This window comes from Ewingella sp. CoE-038-23 (genome assembly GCF_040419245.1).
Classification (GTDB): Bacteria; Pseudomonadota; Gammaproteobacteria; order Enterobacterales; family Enterobacteriaceae; genus Ewingella; species Ewingella allii.
In genome coordinates, this window is the sequence record NZ_JAZHOH010000001.1 from 3,409,652 (window position 1) to 3,427,376 (window position 17,725).

Annotated in this window: 16 protein-coding genes; 4 read left to right on the plus strand and 12 right to left on the minus strand. The window is 54.7% G+C overall.

The window, feature by feature from the left end; translation table 11 throughout:
- Positions 1-29: 29 nt before the first annotated feature.
- Positions 30-617 (minus strand): YbaY family lipoprotein, encoded by a 588-nt coding sequence (locus V2154_RS16275; RefSeq protein WP_353503060.1) that lies wholly within the window; start codon positions 615-617, stop codon positions 30-32.
- A 253-nt stretch (positions 618-870) separates the two neighbouring features.
- Between V2154_RS16275 and tesB the strand changes: the two genes are divergently transcribed.
- Positions 871-1,737, plus strand: a complete 867-nt coding sequence (gene tesB / locus V2154_RS16280; RefSeq protein WP_034792352.1) for an acyl-CoA thioesterase II — start codon at positions 871-873, stop codon at positions 1,735-1,737.
- A gap of 187 nt (positions 1,738-1,924) precedes the next feature.
- Here the strand turns inward: tesB and amtB are convergent, their stop codons facing one another.
- From amtB to V2154_RS16305, 5 genes are all read right to left on the minus strand, one after another.
- Positions 1,925-3,214 (minus strand): ammonium transporter AmtB, encoded by a 1,290-nt coding sequence (gene amtB / locus V2154_RS16285; RefSeq protein ID WP_353503061.1) that lies wholly within the window; start codon positions 3,212-3,214, stop codon positions 1,925-1,927.
- A 65-nt stretch (positions 3,215-3,279) separates the two neighbouring features.
- Complete coding sequence (gene glnK, locus V2154_RS16290; RefSeq protein WP_009639071.1) at positions 3,280-3,618, minus strand: P-II family nitrogen regulator; 339 nt, start codon at positions 3,616-3,618, stop codon at positions 3,280-3,282.
- A gap of 340 nt (positions 3,619-3,958) precedes the next feature.
- A complete protein-coding gene (locus V2154_RS16295) occupies positions 3,959-5,743 on the minus strand; it encodes a SmdB family multidrug efflux ABC transporter permease/ATP-binding protein (protein WP_353503062.1) in 1,785 nt (594 codons plus the stop codon).
- The gene (locus V2154_RS16300) at positions 5,736-7,553 is read right to left on the minus strand and encodes a SmdA family multidrug ABC transporter permease/ATP-binding protein (RefSeq protein ID WP_353503063.1); all 1,818 of its coding nucleotides are present in this window, start codon (positions 7,551-7,553) and stop codon (positions 5,736-5,738) included. Before V2154_RS16300 ends, V2154_RS16295 begins: the two co-directional genes overlap by 8 nt.
- A 125-nt stretch (positions 7,554-7,678) precedes the next feature.
- Positions 7,679-8,134 (minus strand): Lrp/AsnC family transcriptional regulator, encoded by a 456-nt coding sequence (locus V2154_RS16305; protein WP_034792362.1) that lies wholly within the window; start codon positions 8,132-8,134, stop codon positions 7,679-7,681.
- 123 nt (positions 8,135-8,257) lie between these two features.
- Between V2154_RS16305 and V2154_RS16310 the strand changes: the two genes are divergently transcribed.
- Complete coding sequence (locus tag V2154_RS16310; protein ID WP_353503064.1) at positions 8,258-9,301, plus strand: PLP-dependent cysteine synthase family protein; 1,044 nt, start codon at positions 8,258-8,260, stop codon at positions 9,299-9,301.
- A 68-nt stretch (positions 9,302-9,369) separates the two neighbouring features.
- Here the strand turns inward: V2154_RS16310 and V2154_RS16315 are convergent, their stop codons facing one another.
- The gene (locus V2154_RS16315) at positions 9,370-10,476 is read right to left on the minus strand and encodes an ElyC/SanA/YdcF family protein (RefSeq protein ID WP_353503065.1); all 1,107 of its coding nucleotides are present in this window, start codon (positions 10,474-10,476) and stop codon (positions 9,370-9,372) included.
- Positions 10,477-10,651: 175 nt separating this feature from the next.
- The gene (gene cof / locus V2154_RS16320; RefSeq protein ID WP_353503066.1) at positions 10,652-11,473 is read right to left on the minus strand and encodes an HMP-PP phosphatase; all 822 of its coding nucleotides are present in this window, start codon (positions 11,471-11,473) and stop codon (positions 10,652-10,654) included.
- Between the two features lie 224 nt (positions 11,474-11,697).
- On the opposite strand from cof, the gene V2154_RS16325 reads away from it, so the two are divergent.
- Positions 11,698-13,398 (plus strand): SgrR family transcriptional regulator, encoded by a 1,701-nt coding sequence (locus tag V2154_RS16325; protein ID WP_353503067.1) that lies wholly within the window; start codon positions 11,698-11,700, stop codon positions 13,396-13,398.
- 106 nt (positions 13,399-13,504) lie between these two features.
- Positions 13,505-14,203, plus strand: coding sequence for a 7-cyano-7-deazaguanine synthase QueC (queC, locus tag V2154_RS16330; protein WP_353503068.1), 699 nt, complete (start codon positions 13,505-13,507; stop codon positions 14,201-14,203).
- A 50-nt stretch (positions 14,204-14,253) separates the two neighbouring features.
- On the opposite strand, the gene V2154_RS16335 is transcribed toward queC, so the two are convergent.
- The 4 genes from V2154_RS16335 to hupB all read right to left on the minus strand — a co-directional run bounded on the left by V2154_RS16335 (position 14,254) and on the right by hupB (position 17,636).
- Positions 14,254-14,670: a YbgC/FadM family acyl-CoA thioesterase gene (locus tag V2154_RS16335; protein ID WP_353503069.1), complete on the minus strand. Its 417-nt coding sequence runs from the start codon at positions 14,668-14,670 to the stop codon at positions 14,254-14,256.
- A 117-nt stretch (positions 14,671-14,787) separates the two neighbouring features.
- Positions 14,788-15,174, minus strand: coding sequence for a ComEA family DNA-binding protein (locus V2154_RS16340; RefSeq protein ID WP_353503070.1), 387 nt, complete (start codon positions 15,172-15,174; stop codon positions 14,788-14,790).
- A gap of 137 nt (positions 15,175-15,311) precedes the next feature.
- On the minus strand, positions 15,312-17,192 hold the full coding sequence (gene ppiD / locus V2154_RS16345) for a peptidylprolyl isomerase (protein WP_353503071.1): 1,881 nt from the start codon (positions 17,190-17,192) through the stop codon (positions 15,312-15,314).
- 168 nt (positions 17,193-17,360) lie between these two features.
- Entirely contained in the window at positions 17,361-17,636 is a 276-nt protein-coding gene (gene hupB / locus V2154_RS16350; protein WP_034792380.1) for a nucleoid-associated protein HU-beta, read from the minus strand.
- Positions 17,637-17,725: the final 89 nt, after the last annotated feature.

Sequence of the window (17,725 nt, forward strand, 5' to 3'; positions counted from 1 at the left end):
TGCTCGACTGACTCGGTATTAATTAACTATTAATACATTGGCTGAGTCGGGGCTGGAGCGGGTGCTGGAGCACCTGGCGCACCTGGAGGAGTTTCAAGACCCGGTTGGTTAGGGTTGCTTTCTGGCCCTAATCCGGTTGGCTTGGTCGTCACAGGCACTGAGGCTACTGGGACTAACTGCAAGTCAGCTTTGGTACCCTGACCGCGGTTAACCACTTCTTTGATGCTATCCGTAATGAAGGCCAAATGACCATTCACCGTCACCGCCGCACTCAAGATAACGCGTGCGTTTGGCGGGACATCCTGCGGGTTGTAAGGCAGGATAAAGGTAAATGGAGCCTGTTTCCCACCGGTGCGTGCCACTTTCTGCGCGATAACGCGTGAAGGCGCATCAGCCAGAGAAGCATCAGACATAGTTACCGTCAACACAGCATCAGGTGGCAAGGCCACGCGCTGTGAGATGTTAACCGTACCCGACACGTTTGGCCCGGTGATAGCTGGCCCGGACGGACTCGCCGACGTATTGGCGGGTGCTTCCTGTGCTGGTGCTGGGTGCGATGCACAACCGGCCAGTGTGAGAGACAGCGCGGTTCCACCTACAATCTGCCAAAGTTTCATTGATCGTTCTCCTTTTTATTATTCGCTTGTCGACAAGCTCAAATAAACGCCGACTATGAGTAGTGGCTTTAACCACCTTGCGCATTAATCATGGCACAAAAAACTGACCTTTTCCTGTCGCTGACCAAAATCAGCTTCTGAGCCATGCTTTTATCCACTATTATGAATGAGATACCCCATCGTTCCTGATGCTGCACATTGATTTATCAGAGTTTTCCGAGGCGGCAAAAGGCTAACTTTCATGAGGCCACCTATGAGTCAGGCACTACAAAAATTACTGGATCTGCTAGATCTGGAAAAAATCGAAGAAGGGTTGTTTCGTGGCCAAAGTGAAGATCTTGGCTTGCGTCAGGTCTTTGGCGGGCAGGTCGTCGGGCAGGCTCTCTACGCTGCCAAGCAAACCGTGCCTAGCGACCGTGGTATTCACTCTTTCCACAGCTATTTTTTACGCCCCGGCGACAGTAGCAAGCCGATTATTTATGACGTCGAAATCCTGCGCGACGGCAACAGCTTCAGCGCCCGCCGCGTAAAAGCCGTCCAGCACGGTAAGCCGATCTTCTACATGACCGCCTCATTCCAGAGCCATGAAGAGGGCTTCGAGCATCAGAACACCATGCCGGACGTGCCGCCGCCGGAGTCCTTAATCTCCGAATCGGATATCGCCAAGAGCCTTGCTCACCTGATCCCTGAGAAAGTGCGCGACAAGTTTATCGGCCAGAAACCGATCGAAATGCGCCCGGTGAAGTTCCACAATCCGCTAAAAGGCAGTAAAGAAGAGCCACACCGCGCGGTATGGTTTAAAGCCAACGGCGAGATGCCGGATGACCTGCGCGTGCATCAGTATCTGCTGGGTTATGCCTCGGACTTCAACTTCCTGCCCACGGCTCTTCAGCCGCACGGCGTCGGCTTCCTTGAGCCGGGCATGCAAGTGGCCACCATTGACCACTCCATGTGGTTCCACCGTCCGTTCAAGCTGGACGATTGGCTGCTGTATGCCGTTGAGAGCTCTTCGGCATCGGGCGCGCGCGGCTTTGTGCGCGGGCAGTTCTACACTCGCGAAGGCGTGCTGATTGCCACCACGGTGCAGGAAGGGGTGATTCGCCAGCGCGAAATCCCTTAAGTCGGGTTGAAACTGCATCGAAAATACATAAAAAAGGGGCGATATCTCTATCGCCCCTTTTTGCTTTCATCATTATCCGTTAAGTCTTTATCAGCACGCCGGATAGGTTGTTGTGTTTGCTTTTTATTATGTTTCTGTCGGACAGAATTTAGCGCACTACTTTCTTTGAAATCAGACGCTTAACCAATTATTGGTTGTAAGCGTTTTCGCCGTGGCTGTTTACGTCCAGACCTTCGCGCTCTTGTTCTTCAGGCACGCGCAGGCCAACCAGCACGTCTGCCACTTTGTAAGCGATGAAGGCAACCACACCAGACCAAATCAGGGTTACGCCCACGCTCAGCAGCTGGATCCACACTTGGTGACCCATGGTCACGCCTTCGGCATAACCCACGCCGCCCAGAGAGCTGGATGAGAACACGCCAGTCAGGATACAGCCAACGATGCCGCACACGCCGTGAACGCCAAACACGTCACAGGTGTCATCAACCTTGAGCCAATGTTTCAGCGTAACCACGCCCCACAGGCCAGCAACGCCGCCTACCAGACCGATAATCAATGCACCGCCAACGCCTACGGTACCGCACGCCGGGGTGATAGCAACCAGACCCGCGATAGCACCGGAACTTGCGCCCAGCAGTGAAGGTTTGCCGCGCACCATCCACTCAACCAGCGTCCAAGACAGGATTGCACCCGCAGTCGCCATAACAGTGTTGAGGAAGGCCAAAGCTGCGATAGAGCTGGCTGCACTGGCAGAACCGGCGTTGAAGCCGAACCAGCCAACATACAGAATCGATGCGCCAGTGAAGACCATTGGCAGGTTGTGCGGTTTGAAGGCTTCTTTGCCGAAACCGGCACGTTTGCCCACCATGTATGCACCCACCAGGCCAGCAACGGCGGCGTTGATGTGTACAACGGTACCGCCCGCGAAGTCCAGCGCACCATCAGCCGCCAGGAAACCGCCCGCCCACACCATGTGTGCGATTGGCAGGTAAGAGAAGGTCAGCCAAATCACGGTGAAAATCAGGACAGCCGAGAAGCGCACGCGCTCTGCCAGGCCGCCCACCACCAGTGCCACGGTAATACAGGCGAAGGAGCATTGGAACGCCACGTGGATCAGCTGTGAGAAGGTGCCGGTGACGGAATCAAGGCCGATGCCTTTCAGCATGACGTTGCTGAAGCCACCAAACACGGCATTGCCTTCGCTGAACGCGACGCTGTAGCCGTAAAGCATCCAGAGTACGCAAACCAGTGCGAAGGTCACGATGACCTGAGTCAGCATAGACAAGACGTTTTTGGAACGCAGTAAGCCGCCGTAAAATAGCGCCACGCCCGGCACCGTCATGAACAGTACCAGCGCGGTACAGATCATCATGAAGGCGTTATCAGCGCCGTTAGCCACCGCAGGTGCAGCAGCCATGGCAATCGATGGCAACAGGGCAGTTGCACCAAGCCCCATCATCGCGAGAAGTTTTTTCATTGTTAACCCACCCCGTTTCTCAAAAACTGCTGTCTTAAAAAGTGATTAAAGTAATAAGGCCGAATTTACAGTGCTGCTTCGTCGGTTTCGCCGGTACGGATGCGAATAACGCGTTGCAATTCAGCTACAAAAATTTTGCCATCGCCGATCTTGCCGGTGTAGGCCGCTTTGCTAATCACGTCGATCACTTCATCGAGCTGATCGTCGGCAATCGCAATATCGATTTTTACTTTTGGCAGGAAGTTAACGCTGTACTCCGCGCCGCGATATAACTCTGCGTGTCCTTTCTGGCGACCGAACCCTTTGACTTCCGTCACGGTCAGGCCTTGAATTCCTACAGCTGACAGTGCTTCACGCACGTCTTCCAACTTAAAAGGTTTGATCACCACAGTAACCAGCTTCATGTTGCCACTCCTCGAATTAAGAGCCTGCCGCGAGAGGACTCTCGCCGATACGAAAGGGATAAAGCAAAGGCTGTGCCAGAGTTGATCGCGCGGGGCATTCTGGCGTTTTGTGGCTTAATGGCGGGATTTCGGAATCGTCGCAGCGAGGCTGAGAGTCAAAATGGTGCAAATAGCCCAGCCTCCTGCGCACTATTTAAGTGCGCAGCGCTATTTTTCAGTGCAAGGAAAATTTGGCCTAAAGATCGCTGCATGAAGATGGTGCAACGCCAGAGTGCCGGAGTGAGAAATAAGAGGGAAGAAAAGCGCGGTGACCTGAGAGAGTCAGGCCACCGCGAGAGGCCTAGCCGTTTTCAGCGACCGGCTGCTCGTGCTGCGAAGAGGCGAGTTCCTCCCCCACCAGCTGCAACTGATACATTTGATAGTAACGGCCTTTTTCAGCTAACAGCTGGAGGTGATTGCCCTGCTCCACGGCCTGACCGCGATGCAGCACCAGGATGTTATCGGCATCTACAATGGTGGAAAGACGGTGGGCGATGACTACCAGCGTGGTCTGCTGGCGAATAGCCCGCAGCGCGCGCTGAATCGCCTGTTCCGTGCCGGAGTCGATATTGGCGGTTGCCTCGTCAAGGATCAAAATTTCTGGCGCTTGCACCAGAACGCGCGCCATGGCTAACAGCTGCTTCTGCCCCACCGACAAATTGTTCCCCTGCTCGCCGAGACGGGTGTTGATACCATCCGGCATCGCGCGGATCAGCGGCGCAAGCTGCACCACTTCCAACGCGTGCCACACCTGCTCCTCATCGATGTCGCGGCCCAACGTGACGTTAGCAAAAACCGATTCCGCCAGTACCACCGGGTCCTGCTGCACCATGGCGATGCCTTTGCGCAAGCTGGTGTGGGAAAGCTCAGACAGCGGGCGACCGTCCACGCGGATCTCCCCCTGATTCACCGGATAATAGCCCATCAGCAAGTTGGCTAAAGTGCTTTTACCACTGCCGGTGTGCCCAACCAGCGCCGCAAAGCCGCGCGAAGGCACCTGCAAGGAGATATTCTCCAGCACCCATTTATCCGGGCGATAGGCGAAGCTGACATTGCGAATATCAATCTCGCCGCTGCACAGCGGCTTGTCGTCGCTGCCGTACTGCTGCTGGGTACGATCCATCAAATCAAAAATTCGCTCCCCCGCTACAACGGCTTGCTGGTAGATAGACTGCTGCGAGGTCAGCGCAATTAACGGCTCGTTTAAACGCCCAAGGTAGTTAATGAAGGCATAAAGCACGCCGACGCCAATGGTGCCTTCGGCGCTGAAGCCGAATAACAGCAGCAGGCCGCAGAGGATCAGCGACGCGAACAGGCTCAGCAGCGGGCGCAGCAGGAAGCCTTCCAGCCGCAGCGTCTGCATGCGGGCGGCATAGTGGGACTGGCTGGCATTGGCCAAACGCTGCCCAAAGCGCTTCTGCTGGCGGAACTGCTGAATCACGCCCATGCCGTTAATGACTTCGTTAAAACCGTCATTGATATCAGCCAGATAGCTACGAACGCGCCTCACTACCGGCGTGCTGTACACCTGATAGATAGCCATCACGATGAACACCGCCGGGAAGATACACGCGGCGATGGTTGCCAGCCGCCAGTCGAGGCTATACATGGCAATCAGCATGGCGCCAATCAGCGCCACGCTGCGCAGCACGGTCGACACCACGGTGACGTAGAGATCGCGGATCACCTCGGTATCGTTGGTGACGCGGGAGATCAACTGCCCCACCGGCTGAGTGTCGAAGGCGCTTAAGGGCTGGCGCAGGGCGGCGTCCATGACGTCGGTGCGCAGCCTCTGGACCACCCCCACCGCGGCGCGGTTAAACAGCAGCGCCTGATAGTAATGCAGGCCAGCGGCGAGGAATTGCAGCACGATAAAGGTGATGGCCAGCAGGCTGACCATGCCCAGCGGTAACTGGCCCTTCGCCACGTAATTATCAATAAAGTAGCTGATGAGGATCGGCCCGAGCACTTCCGCACCCGCCGCCACCCACAGCATCAGCACGGCAATCGACAGGGGCTTGCTGTAAGGCTTGCCGTAGCTCAAAAGCCTTTTGAGCGTCGGCCAGCTTTTCTGAATTTTAATCATGTTTTATGTCAACCAAACTCGGGGGTTGTTGATCCACAGGAAGGTCATCCACCGGGAGATCGTCCGCAGGAACGTCGTCCAGCGCGGCCTCCAACTGCTGATAGCGATACATTTCGCGATACCAGCCGGGCCTTGAGGAGAGCTGCTCATGGTTGCCGCGTTCGGCGACGGTGCCATTGCTGAACACCAGAATTTCGCTGGCATCCACCAGCGCCGACAGACGATGCGCGCTGATGATCACCGTGCGATCGCTGCCCCAGGTCCGCAAGTTATGCAGAATTTGGTGCTCGGTGCGGCCATCGACGGCGGAAAGCGCATCATCCAAAATCAGGATCTCAGCCTGTAACAGCAAGGCGCGAGCAATGGAGATACGCTGCTTCTGACCGCCAGACAGCATCACGCCGCGCTCGCCCACTTCCGTTTCGTAGCCCTGCGGCAGACGCAAAATATCTTCATGGACGCTGGCTAAACGCGCGGCCTCTTCAATCTCCTGCTGGGTCGCATCAGGGCGGCCCAGCGCGATGTTCTGCGCCACGGTGTCGGAGAATAAGAACGGCGTCTGGCTGACCACCGCCATGCGCCCACGCCAGTCGTCCAGCTGGATTTCTGGCAGTGGCAGGCCGTGGAACTGAATGTCACCCTGCGTGATGTCGAACTGGCGCTGAATCAGAGCCAGCAAGGTGCTTTTGCCTGAACCCGTCGGGCCACACAGCCCCAGCATCTGGCCCGGCTTGAGCACAAAGTCGACGGTGTGCAACGCAGGCTGGCTGTTTTCCGGATAGCGGAAATCGTCAATTTTCACCTCCAGCGTGCCACGCCCTTCCGGCAGAGGCGTTTTGCCATCCACCACGCTCGGCGCTTCCTGCAATAAGCTGCGAATACGGCTGTAGGCGGCACTTCCGCGCTCAACGATGTTGAACATCCACGCCAGCGCCAGCATGGGCCAAATCATCAGGCCAAGGTACATCACAAAGCTGGTGAGCTGGCCCAGCGTGAGATGGTCATGCACCACCATCCAGCTGCCGCCGCCAATCGCCAGCATGTTGGCCATACCGATGGCGACATAAATCGTCGGATCAAAACGGGCATCCACACGCGCGACGTGCATATTCTTCACGCCGGTATCCGCGGCGACGTCGGCAAACTGCGAAGATTGGTGATTCTCAAGGCCGAAGGCTTTGATCATGCGAATACTGGTCAGGCTCTCTTGCGCCTGGTCGTTGAGGGAAGAGAATGCGGCCTGCGCGGTTTTAAAGCGCTGGTGCAATTGGTCGCCATAGCGTTTGATCACAATCGCCATGATAGGCATCGGCACCAGAGAAAGCAGCGTCAGCTCCCAGCTGATTTGCGTTGCCATGACAATCAACACCGCCAGCCCCATCACCAATGAATCCACCAGCGTCAGCACCCCTTCACCGGCGGCAAACACCACGCGGTCGACGTCATTGGTGGCGCGAGCGATCAGGTCGCCTGTGCGATGGCGCAGATAAAACGCCGGATGTTGGCGACTCAGCTGCTTGAAGAAGTTCTGGCGTAGCTCCACCGCCAGCTGATAAGAGGCGCCGAACAGCAGCACGCGCCAGACATAGCGCAGCAGGTACACCAAAATGGCGGTGCCCAGCATCAGACCCAGCCAGGCGAATAAGACGCCGGAGGTCATCTGTTTTGAGGTCACGCCATCAATGACGATTCCAACCAATTTGGGCGGCAGCAGCTGCAAAATAGCGATAATAATCAGCAATGCCACGGCCCCGAGGTAACGTCGCCACTCGCGGCGGAAATACCAACCCAGTTGAGCAAAGAGTCTCACGCAGATTTATCCATATTCTTAAGATTTTTATTATGAAGCAGCGGCAAGAATACCATCCTTAACATGCCAAACAGATGAAACTTTTTTCAAACTGGCCCTAACGCCTCGCCAGCGAAAGCGCCATGTTACAGCGGCAGCTCGGTGGTGGATTTAATCCGCTCCATCGCGAAACTCGAAGTCACGTCGATTAATCCCGGTACACCGTTTACCAGACGTTTGTAAAAGCTGTCGTAGCTTTTCATGTCGGCCACCTGCACTTGCAGCAAATAGTCATACTCTCCGGCCATGCGGTAAAAGCCCAGCACTTCGGGTAATGCTGCCACTTGATCGACAAAATGTTGGTACCAATCGCTGCTGTGGTGCTGAGTTTTTATCAACACGAAGGCCGTGAGATCCAGCCCCAGCTTTTCGTTATCCAGCAACGCCACCCTGCCGCGAATAATACCCTCATCCTCGAGACGCTTGAGGCGTTTCCAGCAAGGCGTGGTGGTCAGGTTCACTGCCTCGGCCAGCACGTTGATGGACTGGGTGCAGTCCTGTTGCAGCATCGACAGCAGCTTGCGGTCAATTTTATCTACCAAGTCGCCTCCCGAGAGAAAATCATTCTCTTTAGGTCATCATTTGTGGGCTAAAGAGTAACTTATTTCTCTGCACAATGCGTTAATCTAAGTGCCATCAACATCTCTTTGCCGACGGACTTCATCATGACTAATGCTTGGGTAAATCACGCCATAAAAGAAATCGACGCCGACTTCCAGCGCTCAGCCGATACCCACTTAATGCGCCTGAGCCTCAGCGATTTCCCCGGCATCGCGCTCTATCTGAAAGATGAAAGCACCCATCCGTCGGGCAGTCTGAAGCACCGTTTGGCGCGTTCGCTATTTTTGTACGGGCTGTGCAACGGCTGGATCCGCGAAAATACGCCGATCATTGAAGCCTCTTCTGGCAGTACCGCCATTTCGGAAGCCTATTTTGCACGTTTACTCGGCCTACCCTTTATCGCAGTTATGCCATCCTGCACCGCGCCGCGCAAAATTCAGCAAATTGAGTTCTACGGCGGGCGCTGCCACTTCGTGGAAAATTCGAGCCAGATCTACGCCGCCTCCGAACAGTTAGCGCGTGAAATGAACGGCCACTATATGGATCAGTTCACCTACGCCGAGCGAGCCACCGACTGGCGCGGCAACAACAATATTGCCGACAGCATCTTCCGCCAGATGTCGCTGGAGCCTAATCCGGTGCCGCGTTATCTGGTGATGAGCGCCGGAACCGGCGGCACCTCCGCCACGCTGGGCCGCTATATTCGCTATCAGGGTTACGACACTGAACTGGTGGTCGTTGATCCGGAAAACTCGGTTTTCTACGACTATTACCATCAGCGCGACCCGAGCGTCACCGCGCAGTGCAGCAGCAAAATCGAAGGAATTGGCCGACCGCGCGCCGAGCCGTCCTTCATTCCGAGCGTTATCGACAGCATGATGCGCGTGCCCGACGCCGCCAGCGTGGCGACCGTACAGTGGCTGGAGGTGGTTCTGGGGCGCAAAGTTGGCGGCTCGACCGGCACCAACGTCTGGGGCGCGCTGCAATTGGCGAAACAGATGCGCGAGAAAGGCGACACCGGCTCCATCGTCACCCTATTGTGCGACAGCGGCGAACGCTACCTGAATACCTATTTCGACCCGGAATGGGTGTCGGCGAATATCGGTGATATCAGCCACTACAGCGCCCAGCTGGCGGGAATTCGCTGAGTTTGTTCAAAAGTGAAAAGGCGACCTGAGGTCGCCTTTTTTGTATCAACGTCTTGTGAATTAGACGATTAACGCTCTTCTAACGGATAGCTGCGGAAGCTCCACAACCCCATGGTTTTCAGCGCGTCGCGGTAAATCCCCTGCTTATCCCCCTGAGAAACGCTTTGCATTTCAGCCAGCGGCTTGTCGATGGCGGCCACGGAAACATACTGAATATCGCGCGGGCCGGTTTCCCAGCTGGCGATGGTGAACAGAGCCTGCGAACGGCGCACGTGGCTACCTGAGCTGACAATCACGGCATGTTTAATGCGATGCTTAGCCAAGGCGTAACGGCTGAACAGCGCGTTTTCCACCGTCGAGCGGGCAAAGTTGTCCTGATAGATGCGTTTGCTGTCGACGCCCTTCTCCACCAGCCACTGCGCCATCAGTTTGCCTTCGGTTTGGTGGTTCTGCGGCACGCCGCCGGTGACCACGATCATCGCGTCAGGCAACTGTTTGGCGAGTTCCAGCGTTTTCTCCAGGCGCTGGATGAGGATTTTATTCATCGAGCCATCCGGGTCCAGCGCGTAACCCAGCGTAACGATTGCCGTCGGCCCGGTGAAGGATTTGGCTTCGTCAGCCGGCAGATGGTCGCGCAGCGGCATGGTAGTGACGTGGTCGATCACCGCGAAGACCTTCTTCAGTTGGTCCACGCGGCCCGGATTCAGCTGCTGCAACGCGGCGAGCTGGGCGTCGGTTCCGGCAGTGTCACCTTTGAAACGATCCCACGCCGCGATGTAACTGTGGGCGTCAACGTCGTCTGGCGCGATGTCCAAAATCTGTTTATACAGGCCCAAGGCTTTATCCACATTGTTGTTATAGATGTACGCGCTGGCGGTGCTGAACAGCAGATCGGCACGGTAAGGCTCTAACTTACTGGCCTGTTGCAGCCTGTCGGCGACAATTTCCATATTGGTTGGCAGCTTGCCGGTAAAGCCAGCGTCGGACACGCGTGCCGGAGATTTAAACGCCGTCAGCGCATCTTGAATCAGAAAATCAACGGTTTGGCGTTCGGAAATATATTGTTGGTAATCAGCCTGTGGCTGAACGGTATCGATGGCCCTGGCGGACACGTTGGCAGAAATCAAAAAAGCTAACGCAAGAGCAACGCGGGTTACTCGTGGAGTAGTGATCATTATTTTATCCTTAAAAGGTTAACTACCTGTCTGGACTATAAATAAAAGCGAAAACAAGAAAAAGACGCGTGGCGGAGAATGGGCGAACTATATGAAAGTCATATGACATTTTTGTGACAGATGCACGCTAGGCAGAAAAAAGCCGGGACAGATAGCCCGGCTGGCTGAAATAACCTTAATATTCGGGGGAATAGGTGAGGTGTGGTGAATGCAGCCAATGTTGTAAAAAGTGGGACACCGCCTGATGTTGGCAATGTCCAATAACTTGTAGGTGTGGAGCCTGCTGTTTGAGGACCGGCAGGGCGTTGCCCATCACCAGCCCCATACCCACGCTTTCCAGCATTTCGCGGTCATTCATGGCGTCGCCGAAGGCCATGCACTCGGCCATTTCGATATCCAATTGCTGGGTGAGAAACGCCAAGGCGCTCCCTTTATTGCTCCCGGCTGGCATGATGTCCAGACAGTCCGCCGCCGAAAAGCATAAATCAATGCGTCCGCCAAAGTGGCTTTCCAACTGTGGCACCAGTTGCAGCAGGACGTCGTGCGGTGCGCAGAAGCAGACTTTGCTGTTGCCGCTGATAGGCAGTTCGGCAAAGTTGCACAGCTGATAGCGGAATCCGCTGAACTCATGGGGGATCAGCAACTTAGGGTCGTCGAGGTCGGTAAACCAACCTTCATCACGGAAAACGTGGCGACTGGCCGGGGTATCCCATTGGGTTCTCAGCAGTTCTTCGGCGCAGTCGTCGGGTAAATCACTGGCGTAAAGGCGATCGCCGTGCAGATTGTGGATGCGCGTGCCGTTGCCGGTAATGAGATAACCCTCCAGGCCGAGATTCGCCAGAATGTCTTTCATCTCAAGGTAGTGACGCCCGGTTGCAAAAGTCAGCGTCATGGGCTTCTCAGCCAGCTGAGCCAGCGTGGCCAGTGTCTTTTCACCTAAACGGTGATCAGGCATTAACAGCGTGCCGTCCATATCAAATGCAGCCAAACGAAACATAACACCTCGCGATTATCCCACCGGGCAGGATGAACAATTTCAGCCGCCTTGGTGTGGAAAGTAAGCAAACTGAGTATGCAACTCGATTTGCGGAAGTAATAGTGAACATTTTAAAAATAGTGTTCCTGATTTAGCTCACACTCCGTGAATTTGCTCCATGTCTCCCGCCAGCCGCTGAGTTATGCTCAAGCCACGAGTTTCTCTCAGAGGGGAGTAGGTGTGGCATGCGTTTGCAAAATCGTCTTAATCAGTTTCAACGGCTGTATGCCAGCGTGGGCAGTCAGCCCGCCACGGTGAATGTCGGCGAGCTGGCGGAAATCTTCTGCTGTAGCGAACGCCACACCCGCACTTTGCTATCGCAATTTCAGCACGCAGGCTGGATAAACTGGCATTCGCAAGCCGGTCGTGGCAAACGCGCCGAGCTACACTGCCTGTATACGCCAGAAAGTTTACGGGGAAATTACTTACAGCAGTTGCTGAAAAACGGTGAACACTCGGCGGCGCTGCAATTTAGCGAAGTCGACCCGAATCATTTAAACGCCCTACTCGCTCCCCACCTTGGCGGCCAGTGGCAGGCCGACGCGCCGACCCTGCGTATCCCCTACTATCGCAGCATGCAGCCACTGGACCCGCAAACCCTGACCGGCCGCGCCGAGCAGCACTTGGCGCATACTTTGCACGCCGGGCTAACTCGCTTCACCACCGGGGATCCGCTGCCCCAGCCTGATTTGGCGCACCATTGGCAAATCAGTAATAACGGCAAAACCTGGTATTTCTTCCTGCGCAGCCAGCTTTATTGGCACAACGGCGAGCCGATCCGTGCCGAGCAGCTGCGCCAGCAGTTGGAGCGACTGCGCCTTTCGCCACGCAGCAGGCACGCCTTCGCCGCCGTAGCGGAGATAAAACTGCCCCACGCGCTCTGCCTGCAATTTGACCTCGAGGTGCCGGACTACTGGCTGGCGCACCGTCTGGCTGATCTTAGCTGTTTGCTGTCTCACCCCGACGATGCCTTCTGCGGCGCGGGGCCTTTCCGTTTAGCCAGCTTTGCCGCCGAGCTGGTGCGCCTCGAGCAGCATGCCTACTACCACTTGCAGCGCCCTTTCCTTGCCGCCATTGAGTTCTGGATAACCCCGCAGCTGTTCGCGCAGCGGGATAATGTCAGTTGCCAGCACCCGGTGCGTATCATGCTGGGGGAGCAGGATGAACTGGCGGATGTCAAACCGGTCAAACGCAGCACCAGCCTGGGTTTTTGCTACATCGCCGCCAATCTGCGTCGGCAGCATTTAACCTCTGAACAGGCGCAAAAGGTGGTGATGATTATCCAGCGCTCTGGCCTGCTCAATAATCTGCCTATTGACCATGACTTGGTGAAGCCGAGCAGTGAGATGCTGCCGGAATGGCCGATCCCCGAGCATCATGCCGATGACGTCATCTTACCGAAAACCCTGAGATTGCTGTTCCACCCGCCGGTCGAGTTGGAGTTTGTCGCGCAGGCGCTGCAAGAGGCACTGCGCGCCGAGAACTGTGAGTTAGAAATCGTTTATCATCAGGGCCGCGTGTGGGATGACGAAAGTGGTATCAATGAGGCCGATATTCTTTTGGGCGACCGTCTGATCGGCGAAGCGCCGGAGGCCACTTTAGAGAACTGGCTGCGTCAGGATATGTTGTGGTCGGGTATTCTGAGTGATGAAGAGTTGGAGCAGCAGGCGCAGCGCCTTAAGACTATTCAACAACTCCCTCTGGCCGACATTCGCGCTGAAGAACTTCGCGACCATTTTTACCATTTGATGAAGCGCGGCACTATTACGCCGCTGTTCAACTATCAATATCAGGTCAGCGCGCCGCCGCGGGTCAACGGCGTACAGCTCACCGCGTGGGGATGGTTCGATTTTTGTCAGGCGTGGATCCCCCCGCCGCTCTCGTGACAGTCTATGATTGATGCTGTTCAGCGATCCCAAAGAAAAGTAACATGAGCCTCATAGAATTTGCCGAAATCGGTGGCAATTGATTCAAGTACAAATGGATAACAACATGAAAAGAGCAGTAGTGGTTTTCAGCGGCGGTCAGGATTCAACCACCTGTCTGATTCAGGCTTTGACGCAATATGACGAAGTACATTGCATTACCTTCGATTATGGTCAACGACATCGCGCTGAGATCGACATTGCTCAGAAGCTGTCGGTAGAACTGGGCGCCAAAGCTCACAAAGTTTTGGACGTGGGTTTACTTAACGAGCTGGCAGTGAGCAGCCTGACCCGTGACAACATTCCGGTGCCGGTGCTGGGCGAAACTGAAGAAAACGGCTTACCGAGCACTTTCGTGCCGGGCCGCAATATTCTGTTCCTCACTCTGGCGGCTATTTATGCTTATCAAGTTCAGGCTGAAGCCGTCATAACGGGCGTCTGTGAAACCGACTTCTCCGGCTACCCGGATTGCCGCGACGAATTCGTCAAAGCGCTGAAACACGCTGTTTCCTTGGGCATCGCGCGCGATATCCGTTTCGACACGCCGCTGATGTGGCTGAACAAAGCTGAGACATGGGCCCTTGCCGATTATTACCAACAGCTGGATTTGATTCGCCATCACACCCTGACGTGCTACAACGGCATCGCGGGTGATGGCTGTGGCGAATGCGCCGCCTGTAACCTGCGCGCCAATGGCCTGCAGCAGTATCAGCAAGACAAAGTCGGCGTTATGGCTAGCCTGAAGCAGAAAACCGGGCTGAAATAATCCGCTCTCTTGGCCGGGCTAACTCTTTAGCCCGGTCGTTCACGCCTTCCTCAGCCTCCTCGCGCCTCTTCCTCTTTCAGCTCTAACTCGCGCAATCTTTCCAACAACTCGCCTTCCAGCGTCAGCGCCTTCTGGGTGCGTAGATCAATGCACACAAAGGTCAGCGTGGCGTCAGCGACGATATCGCCATCGTGGGTGACTACTTGCTCCAGCACGCCGCTGCGGGTATTCAGCTGCTGCAGGCTGCTGTCGATACGCAACACGTTGCCCAGCGTGGCGGGTTTGCGGTAGTTAATGTTGATGTTTACCACGATGAACGCGATGTTATTCTCGCTCATCCATTTAAATCCGCTTTTGTTATCCAGCCACTCCCAACGTGCTGTTTCTAGAAATTCCAGATAACGGGCATTGTTAACGTGCTGATAAACATCAATATGAAAACCACGAACGGTAATAAATGTATGCATAATTGCTTTCCGGCTCCTGCAAAATAGTCATTAAATCCTGACAACTGGTCAGATGTCTTTTGAGATTAGCAGAAGAAAACGGCACTAACCGTGAACAGGTCAGCGCCGCGACTTTCGTCACAATTTCAATCGGTCCTTGTTGCGCTCAAACAGCGCGGCACCAATCCCCGGGACTTCCTGTAGCTGTTCGATTTCCGTGAACTGTCCCAAGTCATCACGGTAGTTAACGATAGCCTGCCCCTTCTTAACGCCAACGCCATTCATCACGCGGGCGAAGTCCTCTGCGGAAGCCGTGTTGATGCTCACCGTGGTGTCGTCAGTGGTCGTGGCCTTCTCCTGCTTAGCCTTAGATGCTTCAGCCTTGCTGGTCGGGGCTTGAGTGGCCGTAGATGCCGTCGTAGTAACCTTACTGGTGGCTGCGGGGGCTGCCTGTAACATAACCGGCAGAGTGGAAAGGCCAAGCGCTAAGGCCAGTGACAGTGATGTAATACCCAATTTTTTCATGCTGTATCCTCCATGTGTTTTCAGCACGGACAGAGTGCAGCAAGTTTATTCGGGCAACAATTGGCAGATTCAAAATGTGGAAAAGGCCGCGAAAGCGGCCTTTGTTTGTTGCAACACGTTGCATAACGCTGCGAGGTTTACTGGAGTTGTGCGCCAGAACCCAGCTTAATTTTTGCTTCCTGACGCAGGTTCGACAGCAGAGCGTCGAAGGTCACGTTAGAAGAAGATTGCTGCAACTCTTGCTCGAAGCGAGCGATTTCATTGTCAGGCAGCTTACCAGCGTTGACCGCCGTCAGCTCAACCAGCACGCTATTGCCCTGATCATCCTGAGACAAACCGTAAACCGGCTGGTCTTTTTGCGGATGAGGCAGCGCATAGACATTCTGCTCGAAAGCCGAAGGCTGTTGTGAACGCTGAACCTTCTGCACGTCGCCGAAACTCAGGCCAGCAGCTTTGAGAGCTTCATCGCCTTTGCCTGCTTTCAGAGCCGTCAGCAGCTTCTCACCGTCCAAACGTGCCTGATCTTCAGCTTTCTGGCGTTTCACCATAGTCACAACCTGCTCTTTCACTTCAGCAAAAGGTTTAACGCCTTCCGCCTTGTGAGCATCAACACGTACCACGAAGGCGCGATCGCCATCCACGGTGATGATGTCAGAGTTGCTGCCCGGCGTACCGTCTTGACCAATCAGGCCGCCATCAAAGATTGCCTGAATGACAGGTTTGAAGTTGATGGCCGCAGGAATAGATTGCTGAGTGAACCAGTCGGTGTGAGTCGCCTTAACGCCAGCCACCTCTTCAGCAGAAGCCAAAGATTCGTTGTCGTTGTTCGCGGCTTCGCTAACTTTCTGCTGCAACGCGTAGTAAGCGTCAGTCGCTTTATCTTGTTTCAGCTTATCAACAATGCTGTCACGAACCTGAGCCAAAGGCTTGATTTGCTCTGGTTTAATATCTTCCAGACGCAGAATGAAGAACCCGCTGTCAGACTTAATCACGCCGGATACCTGACCTTTGGTGGTCAGATTGGCACTTTTAAACTCTGGTAGCGTGGTTTCAGGCTCAACCCAATCCATCAAACCACCCTGCTTACCGCTCAAGGTATCGATAGACTTGGTTTTTGCCAGCTCGGCAAAATCAGCGCCTTTTTTCAGTTCAGCGGCAACCGCATCGGCGTCAGCTTGGTTTTTCAACACGATAACGCTGTAACGACGGCGCTCCGGCTGACCAAACTCGCTTTTATGCTGGTCGTAGTAAGCCGTGATATCTACATCGCTTACTGTCGTTTTTCCTTGCAAAGCAGCAGCATCCATTTCGATGTAGCTCACTTTGACTGCTTCAGGAGAAACGAAGTTGTTTTTGTTCTGGTCGTAGAAAGCCTGCGCTTCGCTGTCGCTAACCTGCTGCTTGGCCGCAAGGGCTGCGGTGTCCAGCGTTGCAGTGCGAACATCGCGCTCTTGCAGCAGCAAGTCTGACATGGCGCTGGTTTCAGACGGCAAAACGAAGTCTGAAGTACCAAATGCCTGTGCTAACTGCTGGCTAACCAATTGCTGTTTCATCAATTTGGCGAAGTTGTCCGCGCTGTAACCCATACCCTGGATACTTTGCAGATACTTGGCATTGTCGAAACGGCCGTCAGTTTGGAATTGTGGGGTCGCCAGAATCGCGTCTTTGATCTGCTGATCGCTAACGGTGATGCCTAGCTTCTTGGAATACTGATCCAGCAAAGTGACGTCAATCAGGTTATTCAGGGACTCTTGACGCAGTTGTTGCATATAACCTTCGCTGCCAGCCAGCGCAGAGAATTGCTCTCCAAGCTGTTGTTGCAGTCGGCTACGCTGGTTTTGCACAGCTTCTTCCAACTGAGCACGTCCGATCTCCTGACCATTCACTTTCGCTGCATAGTCGCCTGAACCGCCGATCAGGTAGTTGCCCACCCCTGTCAAAATAAAGGACAGAATAATCAGGGCCAGAATGATTTTGAGCACGACGTGATTGGCGGCCGCGCGTAAATTGTCCATCATAGTGAGGCAACACTCCGCTGTAATAAAAAAAGCGCATCGAATTCGATGCGCCTTGTATCTTACCTTACCAGCCCGGTGACGTCAGGTTATTGTTTAACAACCAGACCTGAGAGTAAAAGCACCATGCTCGCTTTTGTCACGCAGGTTTGACGCCTGACCTGCAGGTAATTAACCGTTAACGGCGTCTTTCAACGCTTTACCAGCACGGAAACCAGGCACTTTTGCCGCAGCAATGCTGATTTCTTTACCAGTCTGTGGGTTACGGCCGGTACGCGCAGAACGCTCACGTACAGAGAACGTACCAAAACCAACCAGTGCAACTTCTTCCCCTGATTTCAGAGTTTCAGTTACCGATCCCAGTACTGCATCTAATACACGTCCAGCAGCCGCTTTAGAAATATCAGCACCGGCGGCAATTTTGTCGATCAATTGTGACTTATTCACTCTATTCATCCCCTCTTGAAATACTATCGTCACGTCGCATTTTCCCTGCGAATATGACAGCGAAGCTTTTATATCAAGCTTGTCAGGGC